This window comes from Providencia sp. PROV130 (assembly GCF_028482225.1).
Classification (GTDB): domain Bacteria; phylum Pseudomonadota; class Gammaproteobacteria; order Enterobacterales; family Enterobacteriaceae; genus Providencia; species Providencia rettgeri.
The window spans coordinates 68057-90964 of record NZ_JAMPQC010000014.1 but is presented as its reverse complement, the minus strand read 5'-3'; the positions used below and the strand labels follow the sequence as shown (position 1 = coordinate 90964).

Below are 22908 nucleotides of genomic sequence, written 5' to 3'. Positions count from 1 at the left end.
ATAGTAAAGTGGCGCTAACACGCCACTTTGGTTAATAACGATGGTTAATAACTATGGTTAATAACTACAGCAATACCATTATCCCTCTTGTTTTTGGGATTTTTTTGCAACGCGTTTAGCTTTTAATTTTGCTGTAATTTTTCTGGTTTTATCAGACGGCTTTTTGCCTTTTCCTTTCCCTTTCGCCTCTGGCTTAGCTTCAGCTTTTTTCCCTTTTTTCTCTGAACGGCGAAATGCAGAATCAGGCTCGAAGTTTTTATCTTTGCTCGCATCCGCTTTTCGACGAGCTGGACGCGTCGCATTTTTCACTTCTTGCTTCATTTTGTCCCGCGCTGTTTTGCCCGGGTTTTTCGCTTTACGAGTAGTTGAAATTAAGGCGAAATCAATGGTACGCTCATCCATATGCACCGCTTCGACACGAATTTCCACTTCATCACCAAGACGATAAGTGGTACCTGATGATTCACCAATTAAACGCTGGCCGACCGCATCATAACGGTAGTAGTCATTATCCAACGTTGAAATATGCACTAAACCATCAATAAATAAATCATTAAGGCGCACAAAGAAACCAAAACCGGTCACACTGGTAATTAAACCTGTAAAGGTTTGACCAACTTGGTCTTGCATGAAATCACATTTCAGCCAGTCAGCCACGTCACGAGTCGCTTCATCAGCACGGCGCTCAGTCATTGAACAGTGCTCACCAAGCTGTAACATGCTATCCATGTCTGAATGCCAGCCACCTGTTTCCGTCCAGCGCTTATCTGAATGACCATGTTCTTTCGCCAGTAAATATTTTATCCCACGATGTAACGTCAGGTCAGGATAACGACGAATTGGTGATGTAAAGTGAGCATACGATTTCAAACCTAAGCCAAAGTGACCGCGGTTTTCAGGATCATAAATCGCTTGTTTCATCGAACGTAAAATCATGGTTTGCAGTAATTCATGATCAGGGCGCTCAGCCACTTCATTCATTACCTGCGCATAATCTTTCGGCTCTGGTTTCATTCCACCTGGTAGAGTCAAACCTAATTCACTGAATACTGAGCGTAAATTCATCACGCTTTCTTCTTTAGGACGGTCATGCACACGGTACAATGCAGGCTCTTCATTTTTCTCAACATACCGAGCCGCCGCAATGTTAGCCAAAATCATGCACTCTTCAATCAATTTATGTGCATCATTGCGCTCAACGGGTTCGATACTTTCAATACGGCGTTCTGCGTTAAAAATGAATTTCGCTTCTTCAGATTCGAAAGAAATTGCACCACGCTCAATACGCGCAGCATCCAGTGCTTTATATAATTGATGTAGATGCTCAATATGCGGCACTAAGGCTTTATAGTGCTCACGCAGCTCTTCATCTCCTTCCAAGATTTTCCACACTTTCGTGTAAGTTAACCTTGCATGAGAACTTATAACCGCTTCATAGAACTTGTATGACGAAAGCTTACCAGATGCCGATACTGTCATTTCGCACACCATACACAGGCGGTCAACACCAGGGTTTAGTGAGCACAGGCCGTTCGATAAGACTTCGGGGAGCATAGGAACAACTTGAGATGGAAAATATACCGAGTTACCGCGACTACGAGCTTCTGTATCTAGAGCCGTTTGAGGACGGACATAATAGCTTACATCCGCAATGGCCACCCATAAGCGCCAACCACCACCTTTTTTCGGTGCACAATAAACCGCATCATCAAAGTCGCGGGCATCTTCGCCATCAATGGTCACTAAAGGGAGATCACGTAAATCAGCGCGCCCTTTTTTCGCCGATTCAGGGACATGCTCACTCAGGTCCGCAACTTGTTTTTCAACTTGTGGTGGCCATGAATGTGGGATTTCATGGGTACGTAAAGCGATTTCCACCGCCATACCCGTTCCCATTGTTTCGCCTAATACTTCAATGATATTCCCCACCGCTTGCGAACGACGTTGTGGGCGGGTGACTAATTCAACCACCACCACATTCCCCATACGAGCGCCAAGGACGCGATCTTTCGGAATCAAAATATCAAAGCTTAAACGGCTATCATCCGGTACGACAAACCCCATACCCGATTCAATAAAATACCGGCCAACAATTTGGTTATTACGCGGTTCTAACACACGAACAACACGAACCTCTGTCCGCCCCTTACGGTCTTGCCCATAAGGTTGCGCTAGAATAACGTCACCATGTAGGGCGCGTTTCATTTCGTCTTGAGATAAATAGTAATCTTCTTTTTTACCCTCAACACGTAGGAAGCCGTAGCCATCACGGTGGCCAATCACTTTCCCTTTTAATAAGTCTAAACGCTCCGGTAATGCATAACACTGACGGCGAGTGAAGACTAATTGCCCATCCCGTTCCATGGCTCTTAACCGACGACGCAGTGCCTCTAATTCATCTTCTGTCGATAAATTCAATAATTGTGCGATTTCTTCGCGATTAGCTGGTGCAGTACGCTTCGAGATAAGGTCAAGAATGTATTCTCGACTTGGAATTGGGGACTCGTATTTTTCTGCTTCTCTTTCCTGAAAAGGATCTTGTGACATCGTTACCTCCGTTGTCATCAGAATTCATAACTACCGCAAATGCTAGTTAAGCAGTAGTTGATAGAGCGGGCCGTTATCTTTCACCATGTCCGCCAGCGTGTATTGATCAAGTTCTTGTAAAAACTGCTGTATTGCTTGGTGTAGCACACCTTTTAAACGACATGCAGGTGTAATGTGGCAAAACTCACCACTACAATTAACAAGAGTCAGGGGCTCTAATGCTCTGACAACGTCCCCTATACGAATTGATTCTGCTGGTTGCCCTAGTGTAATCCCGCCATTTTTGCCACGAGTGGCTTTAATATAACCTAGGTGACTGAGCTGATTAATAATTTTTACCATATGGTTACGCGATACACCGTAAACTTCGGTGACCTCTGTAATACTGGTCATTTTCCCTTCACCTAGGGATGCCAGGTAAATAAGAGCTCGTAACCCATAATCTGTAAAACTAGTCAGTTGCACAATCACCTCAAAATTTTAGCTATAACGCTGTTGGCCGCAAATCATTGGCCTAAAAAATGCGACTTATTTTAAAATTCACGCTTACTATTTCTAACCCAACACTTTCAGTTTTCTGAACAAAATATAGCATGCTAATAAATTATATGTCGTTAAATAAAGTTTAACGTATAACACAAGTCAAATATGCACTTAATTGCACATAATTTGCACACAAAAGTGACTTGATTCAATCATTATGGGGAATTTTGACTGTTTTATCAAAGAAGCTGCATAGTGGAAGGAGGTAAAGCAGTAAAAAACTGCGCCTGTATTAGGCGCAGTCAGTGTTATTACTCAACGTCAAATGGATCACGCAGGATCATGGTTTCTGAACGATCTGGACCGGTTGAAATAATATCAACTGGAATACCCGTTAGTTCTTCAACGCGTTTGATGTAATTCAGAGCTGCCTGTGGCAGTAATTCTCTTTGTTTTACACCAAAAGTTGTTTCTTTCCAACCTGGCATTGATTCATAAACTGGCTCTAAGCCATCCCACTCATCAGCAGCTAAAGGCGTTGTTTCAAGCACTTTGCCATCTGGACGACGGTAACCTACACAAATTTTGACTTCTTCTAAACCGTCTAAAACATCCAGTTTAGTCATACAGAAGCCTGACAGTGAGTTAATTTGTACCGCACGATTAATCGCAACGATATCTAACCAACCAGTACGGCGTTTACGACCCGTCGTTGCACCAAATTCTTGGCCTTTTTCACGCAGGAATTCACCCACTTCATCAAACAGCTCAGTTGGGAATGGACCCGCACCAACACGCGTTGAGTAAGCTTTGATGATACCTAATACGTAGTTGACATAACGTGGACCTAAACCAGAACCTGTTGCAACACCACCCGCAGTGGTATTTGAAGAGGTTACATACGGATAAGTACCGTGGTCGATGTCCAATAATGTGCCTTGTGCACCTTCAAACATCACGAATTCGTTGTTCTGGCTTGCTTTGTACAGCAGATCAGATACATCGATTACCATGCCAGTCAGGATATCGGCAACAGCCATGATATCGTCTAGCGTTTTTTGGTAATCAACAGCAGGTTCTTTATAGTAATTAACGAGTTGGAAGTTATGGTATTCGACGATTTCTTTTAATTTTTCTGCAAAAGTTGCTTTATCGAATAAATCACCAACACGTAAGCCACGACGAGCAACTTTGTCTTCGTAAGCAGGACCAATACCACGACCTGTTGTTCCAATCGCTTTGGAACCACGAGCTTTCTCACGCGCATTATCTAATGCAACATGATAAGGCAGGATCAGTGGACATGCCTCTGAAAGACGTAAACGTTCGCGAACAGGAACACCGCGGTCTTCCAATTCTTTCATCTCTTTCATTAATGCGTCTGGCGCAAGAACAACACCATTAGCGATGATGCTGATGACATTTTCACGAAGAATACCGGATGGAATTAAGTGGAGAACGGTTTTTTCACCGTTTACAACAAGAGTATGGCCAGCATTATGGCCGCCCTGATAGCGAACTACGTATTTAGCACGCTCTGTCAGCAAGTCAACGATCTTGCCCTTCCCTTCGTCACCCCATTGGGTGCCCAGTACGACAACGTTCTTACCCATTTTGAAATACACTCGGTTGCTTAAAAATGAATTCTACCATCAAAAATGAACTGTTCCAGTGATATTTTGGCAATACAAAAATTTTTTTCTGGAAAGCAAGTAAAATGGTATTTTTTATTTCTGCCGTAAACTCAAAATGAATGCCATCAGTTGAGCAGCTCAAATTTTCCCTGAAAAATCCTATACTTAAAACGACAGGCGAAAAAAAGCCCACCGAAGCGGGCTTTTCTTTAATAGATTAACAGTTATTTTGCTAGGTTGCACGCAACTTAGTCTGATTATTTATTAATCTGTTGCACGAAGCTTAGTTGGTGCTTTCATAAAGCGGAAGAAGTCAGTGTCTGGACTTAATACCATCACGTCTTCACCACTCTTGAAGCTTTGCTCATAGGCACGCAAGCTACGAATAAACGCATAGAACTCTGGATCTTGGTTGAATGCATCAGCAAACAGTTTCGTTGCCATCGCATCACCTTCACCTCGGTAAGTTAGTGCGGTACGCTCTGCTTCAGCCAACGTTTCTGTTACTGTTTTATCTGCAACAGCGCGGATCTTAGTCGCTTCTTCTTGACCTTGTGAACGATGTTGACGTGCAACTGCTTCACGTTCTGCACGCATACGCGCATAGATAGCTTCAGAAACTTCGTTTGGCAGCTCAATACGTTTAATACGTACATCGACAACCTCGATACCTAACGCCGCCATACTGTTTGCATTCACAACCAGTGGCTTCAGGTTCGTTTCCTCTTCAACACGTTTAGCTGCATCCGCAATCGCTGCATCCGCTTCTTTTGTTGAGTCGTCAATTGCAGTACCTTTGTTCAAGGCATCACGCACATCAACCGTTAAACGCCCACGTGAATCAGTGATAATGTCTTTAACGCTTAAACGACCAAACTCAGAACGTAAACGGTCACTAAATTTACGTTTTAACAGGGTTTCTGCTTGGAATGGGTTACCACCGCCAGTCGCTACATAGTAACGACTGAAATCAGTCACGCGCCATTTCAGGTAGGAGTCCACCATTAAGTCTTTGTTTTCACTTGTCAGATAACGGTCAGCTTGAATTTCAAGAGTCTGAATACGCGCATCTAACATTTTCACCGTTTCAATAAATGGAACTTTGAAATGCAGACCTGGCTCATAAATGATCGGTTTGTTTTCAGAGTCACGTAGAACCTTACCAAAACGCAATACGATACCGCGGTCAGTTTGAGGAACAATAAAGATAGATGCGTATGCAACTGCCAAGATGGCAATAACGATAACAATTAGCGATTTACGCATGATTATTGTCTCCCTACTCTAACAGCATCACCACGAACAGCGCTGTTTGGCTGTACAGGTGTTGCAGCAGATGATGACGAACTATTGCTTGGCGTCGCCATTCTTGCTGACGGATTAGCTTTTGACGTTGAAGCCGCATCTGAATTTGTACCGCGCATGATTTGGTCAAGTGGCAGCACTAACATGCTGTTGCTCTTATCATTCGCAATTACTTTACGTGTATTACTTAACACACGCTCCATGGTGTCGATATACAGACGCTCACGGGTGATTTCTGGTGCAGCACGGTATTCAGGTAACATTTTCGCAAAGCTTGCGACCTCACCCTCTGCTTTGAAAACCACACTCGCTTTATATGCTTCAGCTTCTTCAATTAGGCGTTGTGCGTTACCTTTTGCCAGTGGAAGAACTTCATTTCGGTAAGCGTGTGCTTCACGAATCGTTTTTTGTTCTTCTTCCCTTGCTGAGATTACGTCATCAAATGCCGCTTTAACATCTTCAGGTGGACGTGCAGCTTGGAAGTTGACGTCAAGCAGTGTGATACCCATTTTATATGGTGCAATTGTTGCTTCGAGCTCTTTTTGTGTTACATCACGGATAAAAGCACGATTCGTAGTCAGTACTTGCTCCATCGCAGACTGACCGATTACACCACGCACAGCACTATCTAGCGCCTGACGCAGACTATTGTCTGGGTTTGTGACACTAAATAAATATTGCGCAGGGTCGGTAACACGATATTGAACGTTCATTTCAACGCGGATCACGTTTTCATCTGACGTTAACATCATGCCATTTGTTGCTTGTTCTCGTACGGTTTCCACGTTGACAGGAATAACCCTATCAATGAAGGTTGGTTTCCAGTTCAAACCAGGCCCAACAACACCACTATATTCACCAAAACGTAATACTACGCCACGGTCACTTTCTTTGATGGTGTAGAAGCCTGAACCTGCCCATACAACAACGATAGCAGCAAGAGCTAACATACCTAAACGGCCGCTGATTTGTGATGGTTGTTTATTATCGCCATCACCACCGCTGCCTTTATTTCCACCAAGCTTGCTGCCTAGTTTACGAAAGAGATCGTCGAGATCATAAGCCCCACGTTTTCGACCACCTTTGTTCCCGCCAGAGTTGCCGCCTTTATTGCCGCTTCCCCACGGATCGCGGTCTTGTCCGTCATTACCGGGCTGATTCCACGCCATGTTTTAGCTCCATTCTTTATGATTGATTTTCAGGGCTAAGAGCGATAGGGCTCTTAATATCAATTCCATTGCCTAACTACATCATTAACCACCAAAGCAATTAAATAACGTAGTCAGGTAATTGCTGCTCTTGTTTGCACAGACGCCGCCAATCCACCATTGGCATACGCACCTCAAGGCCAATTGAGCCGTCTTCTTCCTGCCATTCACGTTCGATTGACTGAAGTTGGTAGAAACGGCTACGTAAACGGCCTTCATTCGGTGGTAAACGCAATTCAACATGTGCGATTTCACCTGAAAGACGTTCCGTCAATGCCTGTAGCAGCAATGAGATACCATCGCCCGTTTGCGCTGAAACCCAGACACGAACCGGCTTGTTATCCTCATCTCTGTCAATACGCGGGACAAAATCCTCTAGCATATCAACTTTGTTCATCACTAAAAGTGTTGGTATTTCATCCGCTTCGATTTCTTCTAACACACTTTCAACTGCATGAATATTTTCATCCAAGCGATTATCAGCTGCATCGATAACGTGCAGCAGTAACGTTGCTTCACGTGTTTCTTGCAGGGTTGCTTTAAAAGCTGCAACCAAATCATGGGGTAAATGACGGATAAAACCCACAGTATCTGCAAGAACGACAACACCAACATCTTCTACATCAATACGACGAAGTGTTGGGTCAAGTGTTGCAAATAACTGGTCAGCAGCATAAACATCAGCGGCCGTCATGCGGTTAAACAAACTAGACTTACCAGCGTTGGTATAACCGACAAGCGAAATAGTCGGGATATCAGCCTTACTTCTCGCTTGACGCCCTTGTTCACGCTGTTTTTCCACCCGACTAAGACGAGATAAGATTTGTTTAATTTTATCTCTTAATAGCCGGCGGTCAGTTTCAAGTTGAGTTTCACCGGGACCTCGTAAGCCAATCCCGCCTTTTTGTCGCTCTAAGTGCGTCCATCCCCTCACTAAGCGAGTCGATAAATGCCTTAACTGAGCCAATTCAACTTGAAGCTTACCTTCGTGTGTACGTGCGCGTTGAGCAAAAATATCTAAAATTACCCCTGTACGGTCAACCACCTTACATTGGCAAATCCTTTCGAGATTACGTTCTTGAGCAGGGCTTAGAATATGATTAAACAACACCACATCTGCACCACTTTCCTCAACAGCTTGGGCAATTTCTTCTGCTTTACCTTCCCCAACAAAAAACTTTGGATGAGGGGCTTTACGACTGCCCGTGACTATTTGTACTGGTTTTACGCCAGCAGATGTCACAAGTGACTCAAATTCTGCCAGATTATCAACGTCTTTTTCTTGAGAAAAAAAGACATGGACTAATACAGCTAGTTCACCGCCTTCATACCTATCAAACAAGGTGTAACCTCTTAGGCTAAACAATAATTGCAAAGGAAAAACACAGGTACAGTCTCCCTACCCATGCTTTCCTTGTCTTTTAGCGTACAAACTTACTCAGTTACTTCGCCATCTTGCGCTGCAGGGTTACCTGAATGGTAATTACCATTGCCAGTGCTACCCGTAGTGCCGCTATGATGAGAAACAGGGCGAGCAGGGACAACAGTCGAGATAGCGTGTTTATAAACCATCTGGCTAACTGTGTTTTTTAATAAAATAACAAATTGGTCAAAAGACTCAATTTGCCCCTGCAATTTGATGCCATTAACGAGATAAATAGAGACCGGAACCCTTTCACGACGTAATGCGTTCAGGAACGGATCTTGCAAAGATTGCCCCTTAGCCATTCTATGTTTTCCTTATTTTGTTGTTTTTAAAAGAGAATCTTTTAGATTCCAAAAAGTAACTACTCAAAAATTGCGCTTAACGTTCTAATTGTACACAAACATCAGTCCTATGCACGCATAACCTGCATAACGGTGCTAAGCGCTTGCTGAGGTTGCTCACTATCTAACCAATGAACATTCTCCCAGCCTCTTAACCAGGTAATTTGACGTTTTGCCAATTGGCGAGTTGCACAAATTCCCCGATAAATCATTTCATCATGGCTAATTTCACCATCTAAATATGACCACATTTGCCGATACCCCACACAACGGATAGAAGGGAGATCAACATGTAAATCATTTCGTTGATGCAATTTACGAACTTCTTCTTCAAAGCCCGCATCTATCATCAGATGAAAACGTTGTTCTATGCGCTCATGTAAAATTTTACGATCTTGTGGCGCAATAGCAAACTGAAACACATTATAAGGTAATTCTTCCCCAGCTGTTTGTGTCATTTCAGTCAAAGTTTGTCCCGAAATGAGATATACCTCTAAAGCACGGGATAATCTTTGTGGATCGTTAGGGTGGATCCTTGCTGCGGCAACTGGGTCAACCTCCGTAAGACGGCGATGAATTTCCCCCCACCCTTGTTCTTTAGCAATGTGTTCAATTTCAGTACGAACTGTTGGGTCAGCTGAAGGAAGTGGTGAAAGTCCTTCTAATAAGGCTTTAAAATACAACATTGTGCCACCGACTAATAATGGAATTTTACCTTGTGAGGTAATTTCAGCCATGGCATTTAATGCGTCACGGCGAAAATCGGCAGCACTGTATGGTAGAGACGGATCGAGAATGTCAATCAGACGATGAGGAGCTTGGCTGAGTTCTTCTGCTGTTGGTTTTGCTGTGCCAATATCCATTCCTCGGTAAATTAATGCCGAATCGACACTAATAATTTCCACAGGCAAATGCTTGCGAAGTTCTATCGCTAAAGCGGTTTTACCTGAGGCCGTTGGACCCATTAGGAATATTGCGTCAGGTTTTTTCTGAGTTGCTAAATCACTCATTTGTTAGTGTAGCTACCACGGATTGTAAATTAATTAATTGTAATAATGTTGGTGGGGGATTTTTTACCCACTGTGGGCATACCCGCTCAACATCAGCCAGCAACTGAACAGCCTGTGCTAAACTCCAACTTTCCTCTGTTTTAACCTGTGAAACTGCTTTAGCGAGCCATTGTGCAATCTCTTCGTCAGTTACACTTTCTTTTCTCGATAAAAAATCGAGTAATTCAGAAAAAAGCTGTGATAAATTTTGTGTTCTTAATGGTAACGATACCGTATGAATTGTTACTTTTCCATGTAATATCGTGGCTTCGATACCAAATATTGTCAATTGTTCCTTGTACCGCTGTAAAACCTCTATTTCATCATTTTTAAGTGACACTTTTAGAGGTATTAATAATGGCTGAGGCTTTAATGCTCCACCACCCGGTGATAATTGTGACAATTTCAATAAATAATTAGCTTCCGTTAAGGATAACAGGATTAGCCCCAACGAAGACTCAATTAATGCAAAGTTTTTTGCGTAAATTGTCAATACTTTGCCAAAAAGGTAGTTATCCGCATTTTTTGCTACAGGTTGTGACGATATTTGTGGCGAGTTTATCGGTTTACGCTCAGGAAAAAGCGGTTTTTTATCTTCAGAGGCAACGGGAATAGACATTAAGCTCTGATACAGCTCACCCGCTTTTTTGTCATACGTTGAACCAAACGTTTTTGCTGGCACATTTCCTGAAAAACCTGATGTTGACTTCGGTGAAGAAAAAGCGTGATTTGCCGTATTATCCTTTAAGTGACTAGGCTTATCATAAGGTATTTTAGACTCTCGAACGGTATTTTCGATGAGCGTATGATTTTCTGTCTTATGTTGCTTGGAAGCCAGGTTTGGTGAAGAAAAATAGTTTTCCCCTGCAGAAGGTCGATTTTCTAACTCTATATTTGCCGGTTCAATACCCGGAAGCTCATCAATAGATGCAGCTTCTAATAATACCGTTCGCACCGCTTGATAAATAAAATCATGTACCAAGCGGGCTTGGTGAAAACGAACCTCATGTTTTGCTGGGTGTACGTTAACATCAACTTGTTTTGGATCAATGGTCAAATACAAGACATAAGCAGGCTGTTGGTTTTCGTCTAAATGCCCTTCATAGGCTTGGCGAATAGCATGGTTAATTAGGCGGTCACGCATCATACGGCCATTAACATAGCAATATTGCGTTTCGCTACCTGATGTCATTGATGGAGAAACGACCCACCCTTTGATAGCAAGGTCGCTATGTTCCCAAGATAACGCCAAAGCGCCTTGCAGAAAACCCGTTCCGCAAATCGTTCCGAGACGCCGCTCTTGCTGTGCTTCATCATGAGCGGCTCGGTATTGCTTTACTAATTTCCCGTTGTGAGTCAGGTTAATAGCCACATCTGGGCGAGAAAGTGCAATTCGGCGAACAATTTCATCAATATGGCCGAACTCGGTTTTTTCTGTGCGCATAAATTTACGGCGAGCTGGCGTATTATAGAATAAATCTAATACTTCAACCGTTGTGCCATTGGGATGAGCTGCGGGTTTAACCATCACTTCCATATCCCGGCCTTCGGCATATGATTGCCATGCTTCTGTTTGGTCTGCGGGCTTAGATGTCAATGTTAAACGTGAAACGGAACTGATACTCGCTAGCGCTTCACCGCGAAACCCCATACTCATAATAGCTTCAAGGTCATCCAAAGTGGCAATTTTACTGGTCGCATGGCGAGCTAAAGCCAGAATCAGTTCATCTTTACCGATACCACAGCCATTATCACGAATACGGATCAGTTTTTCTCCACCACGCTCAATGTCGATATCAATACGCGTTGCCCCAGCATCAAGGCTGTTCTCAACGAGCTCTTTGACCACTGACGCAGGCCTTTCGACCACTTCTCCTGCCGCAATTTGGTTGGCTAGCTGTGGGGAAAGAATATGTATTGCCATGTCTTCCCCTTATTGTGGCGCCGCTTGTATTGGATTTGCCAAGAAATATTGACGTAATCCTAAATGGATAGCTTCTGCGACTTTGTCTTGGAATTCATTAGATTTTAGCAACTGTTCTTCTGCCGTATTACTAATAAAACCAGTTTCGACTAAAATCGATGGGATATCTGGGGAACGCAATACACCTAAACTTGCATGCTCAGGTGTTCTTTTATGAATATTACCCACTTTTCGCAGCTGTTCGATCACTTTAACCGCAACATCGTACCCCACACGCTGAGAATGGCCGAATTGTAGATCTAAAACAGCTTGGCTTAAATAAGGGTCCGCACCACTAAGCGCATCACCCGCCCCACCTAATAATTCAGATTGTTTTTCACGTTGTTCGAGCCAACTACCCAGCTCACTGTTTGCACGTCGATTAGACAATACCCACACTGATGCTCCTCGTGCACTGCTATTTGGAGCCGAGTCTGCGTGAATTGACACCAACATATTAGCCCCTTTCTTACGTGCCACATCAGAACGGCCACTAACGGAAATAAAATAGTCTCCATCACGGGTCATCGCGGGTTTAAACATTGGATCGGCTTCAAGGCGTTGGTATAACTTACGTGCGACACTAAGAGTCACATCCTTTTCTTTATAACCATTCTTACCAATCGCACCAGGGTCTTTTCCACCGTGCCCTGCATCAATAGCAATGACTACCTGCTTGCTGCCCTTCGGCATATTTTTATATTTAGTCAGTGTTGGCGTGGTAACAGGCGCAGGATTATTCATCTTCAATGGTTTATCTTGAGCGCTGTTTGCCGCTGGTTTAACCGTATTATTGGTTTGATTAAAGGAGGTAGAACTGGATGAATCTCCCGTCGATATCGTTAATACCAACTGATATTCACCTGAAATTTGTTTAAGCATTGCTTTCGTTTTGGCTGCACGAGATAGCTCTAAAACTAAGCGTTTATGTTGATTATCAGAAGGTTGGCTTGCCCGTACTAGTTTTATAAGATCCCCTGCGGGAACTTTAAGCGGTAAGCCAATAATCTCGCCTCGCTGTTTGATATCAACAACAAGACGCTCAGGTGAATGCAATGGGAAATAGGCGTAATCAGGCTTACCATCAACAAAGCTTAGTACCACTTCTGCTTGTGATGGACTATTGTTAACTTGAATATTCGATAATGTCGCCGCTTGTGTTTTTGCAGCAAACAGCCACATGACAGATACCATAAACAAGACGAAAACAGTAAAAAAACCCTTTTTTGTTATTCTGTGCATTGATGCATTCAACATGAGCAATAGCTTCCTTAGAGTAGGGGTAATGCTTCTAACAACGACTCCCCATTGGCAGAAAAAGCAACAAAGTGAGCCTGACGCCCTTCGCCTTGATAGGTCAGATGGAGCTCAAGATCCGCTTCAGGTAAAAAACCTTTACCTTGTTGCGGCCATTCGACCAAACAGATCGAATTTCCAGAAAAATAGTCACGAATTCCCATAAATTCAAGTTCTTCAGGATCTGCTAACCGATAGAGATCAAAGTGGAAGACTTGACGATCCGCTAATTCATAGGGTTCAACTAATGTGTAAGTTGGACTTTTTACATGGCCTTGATGGCCTAGCGCTTGCAAAAAACCTCGGCTAAAGGTGGTTTTCCCTGCACCAAGATCACCGTATAAGTGAATGACTGTGCTTTGGTGGCAAGCCTTAGCGATAGCATTACCTAACGCAACAGTTTGCGCTTCATTGGCAAGTTGTATTGTACATTCTTTCATATTGTTCTTTTATTATGTCATTAATAGGCGGTGTCGCCTGTTTATCCTTTAAATGCATAGTTTATATTGCTGATCAAAATGCATAAAGAGATATCAACAAACATCAATATTACCGCTCATATTAACCTAAGATGGGGCTTTTTTCTTAATTAACATTGCTTGAATGATGAGTTCAGAAATATCCTATAATTGTTTTCAATATTGACGGCATTTTTCATGCGTTTTGATGAACAACGCAGGTCATGGTAGAGTGCCTGCCGTTTTAATCTTTATCAAGATAGGATCTGATGGCAAGATACCTCGATCTCGATCTTCTCGCTCAGAATATTAAACAATGGGGCATTGAAGCAGGTTTCCAACAAGTAGGGATCTGCGATACTGACCTTTCTGCGGAAGAGCCTAAATTACAAGCATGGCTAGATAAACAATTTCATGGCGAGATGGAATGGATGAGCCGCCATGGAATGATGCGAGCCAGACCACACGAACTGCACCCAGGCACGTTACGTGTCATTAGCGTGCGTATGAATTACTTGCCAGCTAAAGCCGCATTTGCCAGTACATTAAATAACCCTGAATTAGGTTATATCAGCCGTTATGCCCTAGGGCGAGACTACCATAAACTATTAAAAAAACGCCTAAAACAACTTTCAGATCGTATTTTAGACTATTGTCGTGAATTTAACGGAATGATACTGCCCAATGGCACGACCATCGATGAGCTTAATTTTCGACCTTTTGTCGATTCCGCCCCTATTTTAGAACGCCCTCTCGCAGTTAAAGCGGGTCTAGGATGGACAGGAAAACATTCATTAGTCTTAAATCGTGAAGCAGGATCTTGGTTTTTTCTCGGTGAGTTATTGATTAATTTACCCGTTCCTGTTGATAAACCTGTCGAAGAAGATTGTGGCCGCTGTGTTGCTTGTATGACAACCTGCCCAACAGGTGCGATTGTTGAACCTTACACCATCGATGCAAGACGCTGTATTTCTTATCTCACAATCGAGCTAGATAGTGCTATCCCAGAAGAATTTCGTCCACTAATGGGAAATCGGATCTACGGTTGTGATGACTGCCAGCTCATTTGCCCGTGGAACCGTTTTTCCCAGCTTACTGATGAAGATGATTTTAGTCCAAGAAAGGACTTACATACACCAGAGCTGCTGGATTTGTTCTCATGGGATGAAAAAACCTTTTTGAAGGTGACCGAAGGCTCTGCAATCCGTCGCATTGGTTATATTAAGTGGCTGCGAAATATCAGTGTGGCGCTTGGCAATGCACCTTATCAAGACCGTATTGTACTTGCTTTACAAAATAGATTGGGGATCAACGAAATGCTAGATGAGCACTTCCAATGGTCTATACAACAACAGCTTAACCGACGCGATGCAAACCAAGTCACAATTCAAACTTCACAGCAAAAACGCCTTGTACGCGCTATTAACAAAGGTTTACCGAGAGACGCTTAGAAAAAAGCCTGCTATATATCCGGAATGAAGAATTGTCAAATTGATGTGAATAAAATAAAAAATGCTTACCTGACAATAGGTAAAGAATTTGCAAGCTGTGCTAGCCTCATTTTGACAAAATAATCCACACAACAATAAAATCAATAAGTTACAATAATGCAACTTAAACGCTAGAATTAAATAGCACAACAGGAATTTGTTAATTAGCCTGTGGATAACTCTGTGTAATAAGTTATTTCAAATCGCAATAAAAACTCAGATTGATTGAGTTAGCTGTGGATAACTTTCTCATGTCGCGTTGAAAAGAAAAACCCTGATTTTACGTTAACTAGCAATACAAAAGTGACCAAAAAGCAAGGTTAAAATGAAAAAACACTCGAAGCAAATAAAAAAGCATATTTTTGTTTGTTATTTAAACTTCATGGTTTCATCTTAGAGATGGAAGTAAAACACCCTATTGCTAAGGGGTGGCTATTCTATGGCGCCCTGAAAATGAATGCAAGCACAAATCTGGATATGATCCAAAAAAGATCGAGAACCCCTTTTAGATCCTAATGTTCAAGGGATAAAAACAGTGAACAAGCGCAGTTCATATGCACTAAGTGATTTCACTTAAATAAAATTAAGTTAAGTGGATATTATGTGAGATTTAATTAAGAAGAAAAGTTAAGAGATAAAGAAAATATTGGAGCGGGAAACGAGACTCGAACTCGCGACCCCGACCTTGGCAAGGTCGTGCTCTACCAACTGAGCTATTCCCGCATTTGGTGGGTACTGCTATTTTACTAAAACACTAAGAAAGTTTGGAGCGGGAAACGAGACTCGAACTCGCGACCCCGACCTTGGCAAGGTCGTGCTCTACCAACTGAGCTATTCCCGCATCACGAAAATAGTGTTCTAGCTAAAACATCAAGAAAATTTGGAGCGGGAAACGAGACTCGAACTCGCGACCCCGACCTTGGCAAGGTCGTGCTCTACCAACTGAGCTATTCCCGCATCACATTTCTGGATGTTTCACGTGCCGACTCAATAACAAAAACTTCATCGGTACGGGGAGCGCATTATACGAAAAATTCAGATACTAGCAAGCTTTTGCGCTCAAAATTTTTATTTTTTTATTCGTTTGCTGACAATTCAATCATAATGGTGGTTTTATCAACACCCGTTGTAATAAACTGATTTCAATACGTTAACATTGTTAACTTATTGAGAAAAAACCGTGAATGAAAGTCACCAATGGCGACTTTCATAACGAATCATTTATTCTTTAATAAATGTTTCTCGATAATACGCCAGTTCAGCGACCGATTCACGAATATCATCCAGCGCTTGATGGGTATTTTTCTTCGAAAAACCTGCTAAAATTTCAGGTTTCCAACGACGAGCAAGTTCTTTAAGTGTACTAACATCAAGATAACGATAATGGAAATAACGTTCTAATTCAGGCATGTAGTTAAATAGAAAACGCCTGTCTTGCCCAACACTATTCCCACAAATCGGTGATGCCCCTTGGGGAACCCATTTTTCTAAAAATTCAATGGTGGCTAACTCCGCCCCACGCTCACTCACGGTACTTTTGCGCACACGTTCAACTAAACCGCTATTGGTGTGAGTGTTTACATTCCACTCATCCATCAAAGCGAGTTGTTCATCCGTTTGATGTACTGCAATTACAGGGCCTTCTGCTAAAATATTAAGATGACTATCTGTTACAATGGTCGCTATTTCAATAATACGATCACGAACAGGATCGAGCCCCGTCATTTCTAAATCGATCCAAATTAAATTATTCTCATTCTTTTGCATGATATACCCTAACTGCATTCTATGAAGTTAAGGTATGATAGCACTCTTCATGCCATCAGTGACAGGCGTGAGTAACCCCCTAAAATACAGCCCATAGTAAAGAGAGGACAGGTGGCTAAACAGAAACTTTCGAAAGGCCAACAGCGCCGAGTTCAAGAAAATCATCAAAAAAGACTTAAAAAGCAAAAAACAGTTGAAATTGATGATAGCCAATTAGGTGAAGCACAAGAAGGCTTGGTCATTAGCCGTTTTGGGCAACATGCTGATATTCAAGCAAGTAACGGGACTATCCAGCGCTGTAACTTGCGTAGAACTATTTCATCCCTTGTGACAGGGGATAACGTGGTGTGGCGGCCAGCCTTGAACACACAGAGCGATATCAAAGTAAATGGCATCGTCGAAGCTGTTCATGAACGCCGTTCTGTTCTAACTCGTCCCGATTATTATGACGGCTTAAAACCGATTGCCGCTAATATTGATCAAATTGTCGTTGTTTCAGCTATTTTACCTGAGCTTTCGCTGAATATTATCGACCGCTATTTAGTTGCCTGCGAAACCACCGGGATTAAGCCAGTTATCGTTCTCAATAAAGTCGACCTACTCGACGACGAAAACCGTGAGTGGGTAAGCGATTTAATGACGATTTATAGCGATATTGGCTATCAAGTTCTCGAAGTTTCGAGTCATACCAATGAAGGCATGGAAGCACTTACTAACGCGCTAGCAGGTAAAGTTTCAGTATTTGTTGGGCAGTCTGGGGTGGGCAAATCAAGTTTATTAAATGCATTACTCCCACACAATGAAGAAATGATTTTAGTCAATGAGGTTTCAGACAACTCAGGGCTAGGACAACATACGACAACGACAGCTCGTTTATATCACTTTCCATTGGGTGGCGATGTGATTGACTCTCCTGGTGTGCGCGAATTTGGTTTATGGCATTTAACAACGGAACAAGTGACCAAAGGATTTGTCGAATTTAAAGATTACCTTGGTGGCTGTAAATTCCGTGACTGTAAACATTTAGATGATCCAGGTTGTCTGTTACGTGAAGCCGTAGAAGCAAATAAAATTGCTGAATCACGTTTTGAAAACTACCATCGCATTTTAGAAAGCATGGAACAAATCAAACCTCGTGGCAATTTTACGGTAAAAGATAAATAATGTTAGTGAGTGCTTACAATTAACTCCCTAACGCTAAGACAGCTCTAAATAATTTAATTACGGTTAGCCTGTTACGCGACCGTTTGAAATATGATGAGTAAACTGTGTACAATAGCCGCCCTTTTGCTAACATACCTTTAAAAATCAGAGGTTAACGTGCTAGATAAAATTAAAATTCGCTTGCAATATATGCTTCCAAAACAATGTCTTACTGAATTTGCAGGCTGGTTTGCAAGCCGCAATGCGGGTTTCATGACACAATGGGCAATTAAACTGTTCGCAAAAGCCTATAAAGTCAACATGAATGAAGCGCAAAAAAGCGAACTTACTGCTTATGCCACTTTTAATGATTTCTTTATCCGTCTGCTAAAAGAAGGCGCACGCCCGATTGTCGAAAAAGAGCACCAACTTGCTCAACCTGCTGACGGTGCAGTTAGCCAATTAGGCCCGATTAATGATGACCTTATCTTCCAAGCTAAAGGCCATAATTACACAGTGGAAGCGTTACTTGCAGGCCAATACCAATTAGCGGAACGTTTTCGTGGTGGTGACTTTATTACCACTTACCTCTCCCCGAGTGACTATCACCGTGTACACATGCCGTGTGACGGTTTGCTCAAAGAGATGATTTATGTTCCTGGCGATTTATTCTCTGTAAATCCGTTGACGGCACAAAATGTTCCCAATCTATTTGCACGTAATGAACGCTTGATTTGTGTCTTTGACACCCCTGTCGGCCTAATGGTACAGATCCTCGTCGGTGCAACCATCGTTGGTAGTATTGAAACCGTATGGAGCGGTTGCGTTAACTCCTCTCGTGAAGGCGTCATTAAGCGTTGGGTTTACCCTGAGTTAGACTCTGAAGGGGCTGTTTTCTTGAAAAAAGGTGAGGAAATGGGGCTGTTTAAATTGGGTTCAACGGTGATTAATTTATTTGAGCCTAACAAAGTGACATTTAATTCATCACTGATCCCCGGTTATGCAACTCGTATGGGCGAATTACTCGCTGAAACTGTTGCAAATACAGTAACAGAAGAACCTGCTGACGCTTAATTAAATTATTATCCCTTGAAGGAGCTCCTCACTGTGCGTGTGATTATCAGTTTTTTTCTTAGCCTGTTAATCGTTTTTTCTTCCGTTGCAGCACCGACTGCAGCGCAGGATGAAGCACAGATTAAGCAGGAGCTCAAACAACTTGAGTCAAGTACCAACCCCAAAGATGCAGAGATAGCACAAGCATTACAGGGTGCTTTGAATTGGATGAGTGAAACACGCGATTCCGATGCAAAAGCCAAATCTTATCAAGAAGCCATTGATAACTTTCCTAAAATTATCAAAGAAATAAGACAAAAAGTTCTTAATGAAAGTGATGAACCGGCCCCAATACCAGTGGGTATCAGCTTAGGTGAACTTGAACAACGTATTATTCAGCTTAGCAGCCAATTACTCGATCAAAGCCGCTTAACTCAGCAAGAGCAAGATAAAGGCCGCGAAATCAGTGAATCATTAAATATTCTGCCACAACAGCTTTCTGAAGCCAGACGTTTACTCACTGAAGCCACCTCGCGCTTTCAGTCTCTGAGCACACCATCAACGCCATTAGCCGACGCCCAGTACACATTGGCTCAAGCCGAAGTAAGTGCTCGCAAGTCAACAGTTAATGAACTGGAAATGGCACAGCTTTCTGCCAATAACCGCCAAGAAATCTCACGCCTTACGTTGGAATTATACAAAAAACGCTATCAACGTATGGAACTTGAGCTACAAAACCTACGTGATTTCCAAAATACCCAACGCCAACAAAAAGCAATTTTAGCGTTAGAACACACGGAAATGTTGGCTGCCCAAGGGGAACTAACGCCATTTTTAACTGAGCAGCTTGATATTAACCGCAAAATGTCTCAGGAATTAACCGCTCAGGCACAGCGCATGAGCGCTATTACCAATAGCCAAGCAGAAATTTCAACAAGTATCCGCGATGCTCGCCAAGCACTCACAACTATTCGCGAGCAAGCTCAGTGGATCAGCAGCTCAAGTACATTAGGGGAAGCTCTCAGAACACAGCTTTCTCGTTTGCCTGATATACCCAAAAGCCAACAACTTGATCGTGAAATGGCTGATTTACGTGTACAACGCTTAAATTATGAAGATAGCCTCGATAGATTAGGTAAAGTAGATACAACCGAGCAAGAAACCGAGCATGAGCTTAATGCGGCTCAAGTGCAAGTTTATCAGTCATTAATTAAAACCCGCCGAGAGCTACTGACCTCTTTAATTTCCGGTCTTGATGCTGAAATGTTAGAGCTAACGAAGCTTAATGTCGCTACTGGGCAATTAACCGATGCATTAAAAGAAGTCAAAGATGCTTCCAACCGTTATCTTTTCTGGGTCGCAGATGTTCCACCAATAAGCATCAGCTATCCTGTCATGTTAGTAACGGATATTACTCAATTACTTTCACTGGATACCTTGTCTCAACTTGCTGGTGCACTGAACGTTATGCTGACAACTCAAGATACCTTTTTGTATCTTCTTGGTTCGATAGCATTAGTCATTTTCAGCATTAGCACTCGCAGACACTACCAAGCATTTCTTGACCGTTCCAGTTTACGTATTGGTAAGGTGACACAAGACCGGTTCTACTTAACCATTCGAACTATTTTCTGGTCAATTATTGTTGCTCTACCTCTACCTATGATGTGGTCAGCCATCGGCTATGGCTTACAAAGTGCATGGCAATACCCCATGGCCGCGGCGATAGGCTATGGAGTCAGTGCGACGACACCTTTATTGTGGCTGTTTATGATCAGCGAAACATTTTCTCGTCCAACTGGGCTATTTATTTCTCACTTCGGTTGGGACAAAGATTCCGTTAAACGTGCGATGCGTTATTACCGAATGGCGATTTTTGTCATCGTTCCATTAGTGATGGCAATTATTACCTTTGAACATTATAGCGATAGGGAATTTGCAGCCAGTATTGGTCGTTTCTGTTTTATCTTTTTATGTGTCGCACTTAGCTTAATTACCAACAACTTGCGTCGTTCACAAATCCCTCTCTATTTAGATAGACATGGGTCCGGTGAGAATATCGTTAATAAGGCCTTGTGGTGGATGATATTACTCGCACCTATTGTTGCTGGGTTCTTCTCCATTTTAGGTTATTTCTCAACCTCACAGGCCCTGCTTGCACGTTTAGAAACTTCTGTCGCCATTTGGTTTGTCATCCTTATCGTTTATCATACTATTCGCCGTTGGATGTCGATGCAGCGCCGTAAATTAGCCTTCGAGCGTGCGAAACAACGCCGTGCTGAGATATTGGCTCAACGTGCTAAAGGTGAAGACGATAGCCAGCAGGCAAATGCCAGTAGCGAAGGAAATATTGATATCGAAGAACAGGTTATCGACTTAGATACCATTAGCACCCAATCCGTCGGGTTAGTTCGTTCGATTTTAACCATGATTGCCTTGGTTTCATTAATTTGGCTATGGTCTGAGCTACATACTGCATTCTCTTTCCTTGAAAATATTCGCTTATGGGATGTGACCTCAACGGTTAATGGCGTTGATACGGTACAACCTATCACCATGGGCTCTATTTTCATTGCTATTTTGACTATTATCGTTACTGCCCAATTAGTTCGTAACTTACCCGCTTTACTTGAGTTGGCAGTACTCCAACATTTGGATTTAACACCAGGTACCGGTTACGCTATCAGCACACTAACCAAGTATACGATTACTATTATCGGGACCATTGTTGGCTTCTCTATGTTAGGGATTGAGTGGTCAAAACTACAATGGCTTGTAGCGGCGATGGGGGTCGGGCTTGGTTTTGGCTTACAAGAAATCTTCGCTAATATTATCTCAGGGTTGATGATCTTATTTGAAAAACCGATCCGGATTGGAGATACAGTCACTATCCGTAACTTGACCGGCAGTATTACCAAGATCAATACCCGTGCAACCACGCTAACAGATTGGGACAGAAAAGAAATTATTGTGCCAAATAAGGCATTTATTACTGAACAATTTATTAACTGGTCACTTTCTGACACGATCACACGTATTGTCATGACGATTCCTGCACCTTCTGATGCCAATAGTGAATTAGTGACAGATACTATTTTACGTGCAGCTCAACGCTCTACGATGATTTTAGACAACCCTGCGCCTGAAGTTTATCTTGTTGATTTACAACAAGGTATTCAAATTTTTGAATTACGTGTCTATGCCGCAGAAATGGGCCATCGGTTACCAGCGCGCCATGAAATCCACCAGAACATCCTAGTATCTTTTGCTGAACAAGGGATTACCTTGCCATTCCCGCCATTCCAAGCAAGGGTGGATGTCCGTGATAACTCTCTGCAAAGTGCGACAAACAATCTTTCAGGACGTAATCCAAGCCGTAAATCTGGGGAACTGTAAGCCGTATTATGCCATTACAATTAGATGAAAAAGACGAATTAGTGATATTGAGGATCGCCCAACTTGAACGTGTTGGGTCGATTTTATTCTTTTTGATTCCATTAATTATCTTATTAATTGTTGGGAAAGCTTTTGCATTTAATACGCTATATCTTTGGCAAGTGTATTGTGCGGTTTATATCGTCGGGTTTCGTGTACTTTGTGGCAAGCTATCATCGAAACAGCAGCAGCTTGCCATTTGTCGAGGCTGGGGAAATAACCGTTTTTATCGGCTTTCTTGGTGCTATCTTGTATTATCGGTTGTCATACTGGTGGGATACAAAATCGTACCCCACACATCTGCTTAATC

The 22908-nt window shown here is 42.6% G+C and carries 17 protein-coding genes and 3 tRNA genes; 5 read left to right on the top strand and 15 right to left on the bottom strand.

The features are described 5' to 3' along the window. Positions 1-78 precede the first annotated feature (78 nt). The 11 genes from rnr to tsaE form a co-directional block, all read right to left on the bottom strand. Positions 79-2547 (bottom strand): ribonuclease R, encoded by a 2469-nt coding sequence (rnr, locus tag PSF28_RS10300; RefSeq protein ID WP_272685025.1) that lies wholly within the window; start codon positions 2545-2547, stop codon positions 79-81. Positions 2548-2589: 42 nt separating this feature from the next. Beyond that, positions 2590-3012, bottom strand: coding sequence for a nitric oxide-sensing transcriptional repressor NsrR (gene nsrR / locus PSF28_RS10295; RefSeq protein WP_210836898.1), 423 nt, complete (start codon positions 3010-3012; stop codon positions 2590-2592). Between the two features lie 329 nt (positions 3013-3341). Next, the gene (locus PSF28_RS10290; RefSeq protein WP_206083163.1) at positions 3342-4643 is read right to left on the bottom strand and encodes an adenylosuccinate synthase; all 1302 of its coding nucleotides are present in this window, start codon (positions 4641-4643) and stop codon (positions 3342-3344) included. A gap of 285 nt (positions 4644-4928) precedes the next feature. Further along, on the bottom strand, positions 4929-5930 hold the full coding sequence (gene hflC, locus PSF28_RS10285) for a protease modulator HflC (RefSeq protein ID WP_004905999.1): 1002 nt from the start codon (positions 5928-5930) through the stop codon (positions 4929-4931). Positions 5931-5932: 2 nt separating this feature from the next. Further along, positions 5933-7138: an FtsH protease activity modulator HflK gene (gene hflK / locus PSF28_RS10280; protein ID WP_210836897.1), complete on the bottom strand. Its 1206-nt coding sequence runs from the start codon at positions 7136-7138 to the stop codon at positions 5933-5935. 100 nt (positions 7139-7238) lie between these two features. Continuing rightward, positions 7239-8519 (bottom strand): ribosome rescue GTPase HflX, encoded by a 1281-nt coding sequence (gene hflX / locus PSF28_RS10275; protein WP_272685024.1) that lies wholly within the window; start codon positions 8517-8519, stop codon positions 7239-7241. 92 nt (positions 8520-8611) lie between these two features. Continuing rightward, a complete protein-coding gene (hfq, locus tag PSF28_RS10270) occupies positions 8612-8905 on the bottom strand; it encodes an RNA chaperone Hfq (protein ID WP_210836896.1) in 294 nt (97 codons plus the stop codon). A 107-nt stretch (positions 8906-9012) separates the two neighbouring features. Beyond that, positions 9013-9954, bottom strand: a complete 942-nt coding sequence (gene miaA / locus PSF28_RS10265; protein ID WP_210836895.1) for a tRNA (adenosine(37)-N6)-dimethylallyltransferase MiaA — start codon at positions 9952-9954, stop codon at positions 9013-9015. Next, complete coding sequence (mutL, locus tag PSF28_RS10260) at positions 9947-11917, bottom strand: DNA mismatch repair endonuclease MutL (protein WP_210836894.1); 1971 nt, start codon at positions 11915-11917, stop codon at positions 9947-9949. Before mutL ends, miaA begins: the two co-directional genes overlap by 8 nt. 9 nt (positions 11918-11926) lie before the next feature. Beyond that, the gene (amiB, locus tag PSF28_RS10255) at positions 11927-13213 is read right to left on the bottom strand and encodes an N-acetylmuramoyl-L-alanine amidase AmiB (protein WP_272685023.1); all 1287 of its coding nucleotides are present in this window, start codon (positions 13211-13213) and stop codon (positions 11927-11929) included. Between the two features lie 14 nt (positions 13214-13227). Next, positions 13228-13692, bottom strand: a complete 465-nt coding sequence (gene tsaE / locus PSF28_RS10250) for a tRNA (adenosine(37)-N6)-threonylcarbamoyltransferase complex ATPase subunit type 1 TsaE (protein WP_004907392.1) — start codon at positions 13690-13692, stop codon at positions 13228-13230. A 287-nt stretch (positions 13693-13979) separates the two neighbouring features. On the opposite strand from tsaE, the gene queG reads away from it, so the two are divergent. Beyond that, on the top strand, positions 13980-15161 hold the full coding sequence (gene queG / locus PSF28_RS10245) for a tRNA epoxyqueuosine(34) reductase QueG (RefSeq protein ID WP_210836890.1): 1182 nt from the start codon (positions 13980-13982) through the stop codon (positions 15159-15161). Between the two features lie 686 nt (positions 15162-15847). Here queG and PSF28_RS10240 read toward each other — a convergent pair. The 4 genes from PSF28_RS10240 to orn form a co-directional block, all read right to left on the bottom strand. Continuing rightward, positions 15848-15923 (bottom strand) — tRNA-Gly (locus PSF28_RS10240). Between the two features lie 42 nt (positions 15924-15965). Then, positions 15966-16041, bottom strand: a tRNA-Gly gene (locus PSF28_RS10235). A 40-nt stretch (positions 16042-16081) separates the two neighbouring features. Next, positions 16082-16157: transfer RNA gene (locus tag PSF28_RS10230), tRNA-Gly, on the bottom strand. A gap of 264 nt (positions 16158-16421) precedes the next feature. Beyond that, complete coding sequence (gene orn, locus PSF28_RS10225) at positions 16422-16967, bottom strand: oligoribonuclease (protein WP_210836888.1); 546 nt, start codon at positions 16965-16967, stop codon at positions 16422-16424. 111 nt (positions 16968-17078) lie between these two features. Here orn and rsgA point away from each other — a divergent pair, with 111 nt between their 5' ends. From rsgA to PSF28_RS10205, 4 genes are all read left to right on the top strand, one after another. Further along, positions 17079-18131 (top strand): small ribosomal subunit biogenesis GTPase RsgA, encoded by a 1053-nt coding sequence (rsgA, locus tag PSF28_RS10220; protein ID WP_272685022.1) that lies wholly within the window; start codon positions 17079-17081, stop codon positions 18129-18131. A 156-nt stretch (positions 18132-18287) separates the two neighbouring features. Beyond that, a complete protein-coding gene (asd, locus tag PSF28_RS10215) occupies positions 18288-19184 on the top strand; it encodes an archaetidylserine decarboxylase (RefSeq protein WP_272685021.1) in 897 nt (298 codons plus the stop codon). A gap of 33 nt (positions 19185-19217) precedes the next feature. Beyond that, positions 19218-22559, top strand: a complete 3342-nt coding sequence (gene mscM / locus PSF28_RS10210) for a miniconductance mechanosensitive channel MscM (RefSeq protein WP_272685020.1) — start codon at positions 19218-19220, stop codon at positions 22557-22559. Positions 22560-22567: 8 nt separating this feature from the next. Then, the gene (locus PSF28_RS10205; protein WP_272685019.1) at positions 22568-22906 is read left to right on the top strand and encodes a hypothetical protein; all 339 of its coding nucleotides are present in this window, start codon (positions 22568-22570) and stop codon (positions 22904-22906) included. Positions 22907-22908 lie beyond the last annotated feature (2 nt).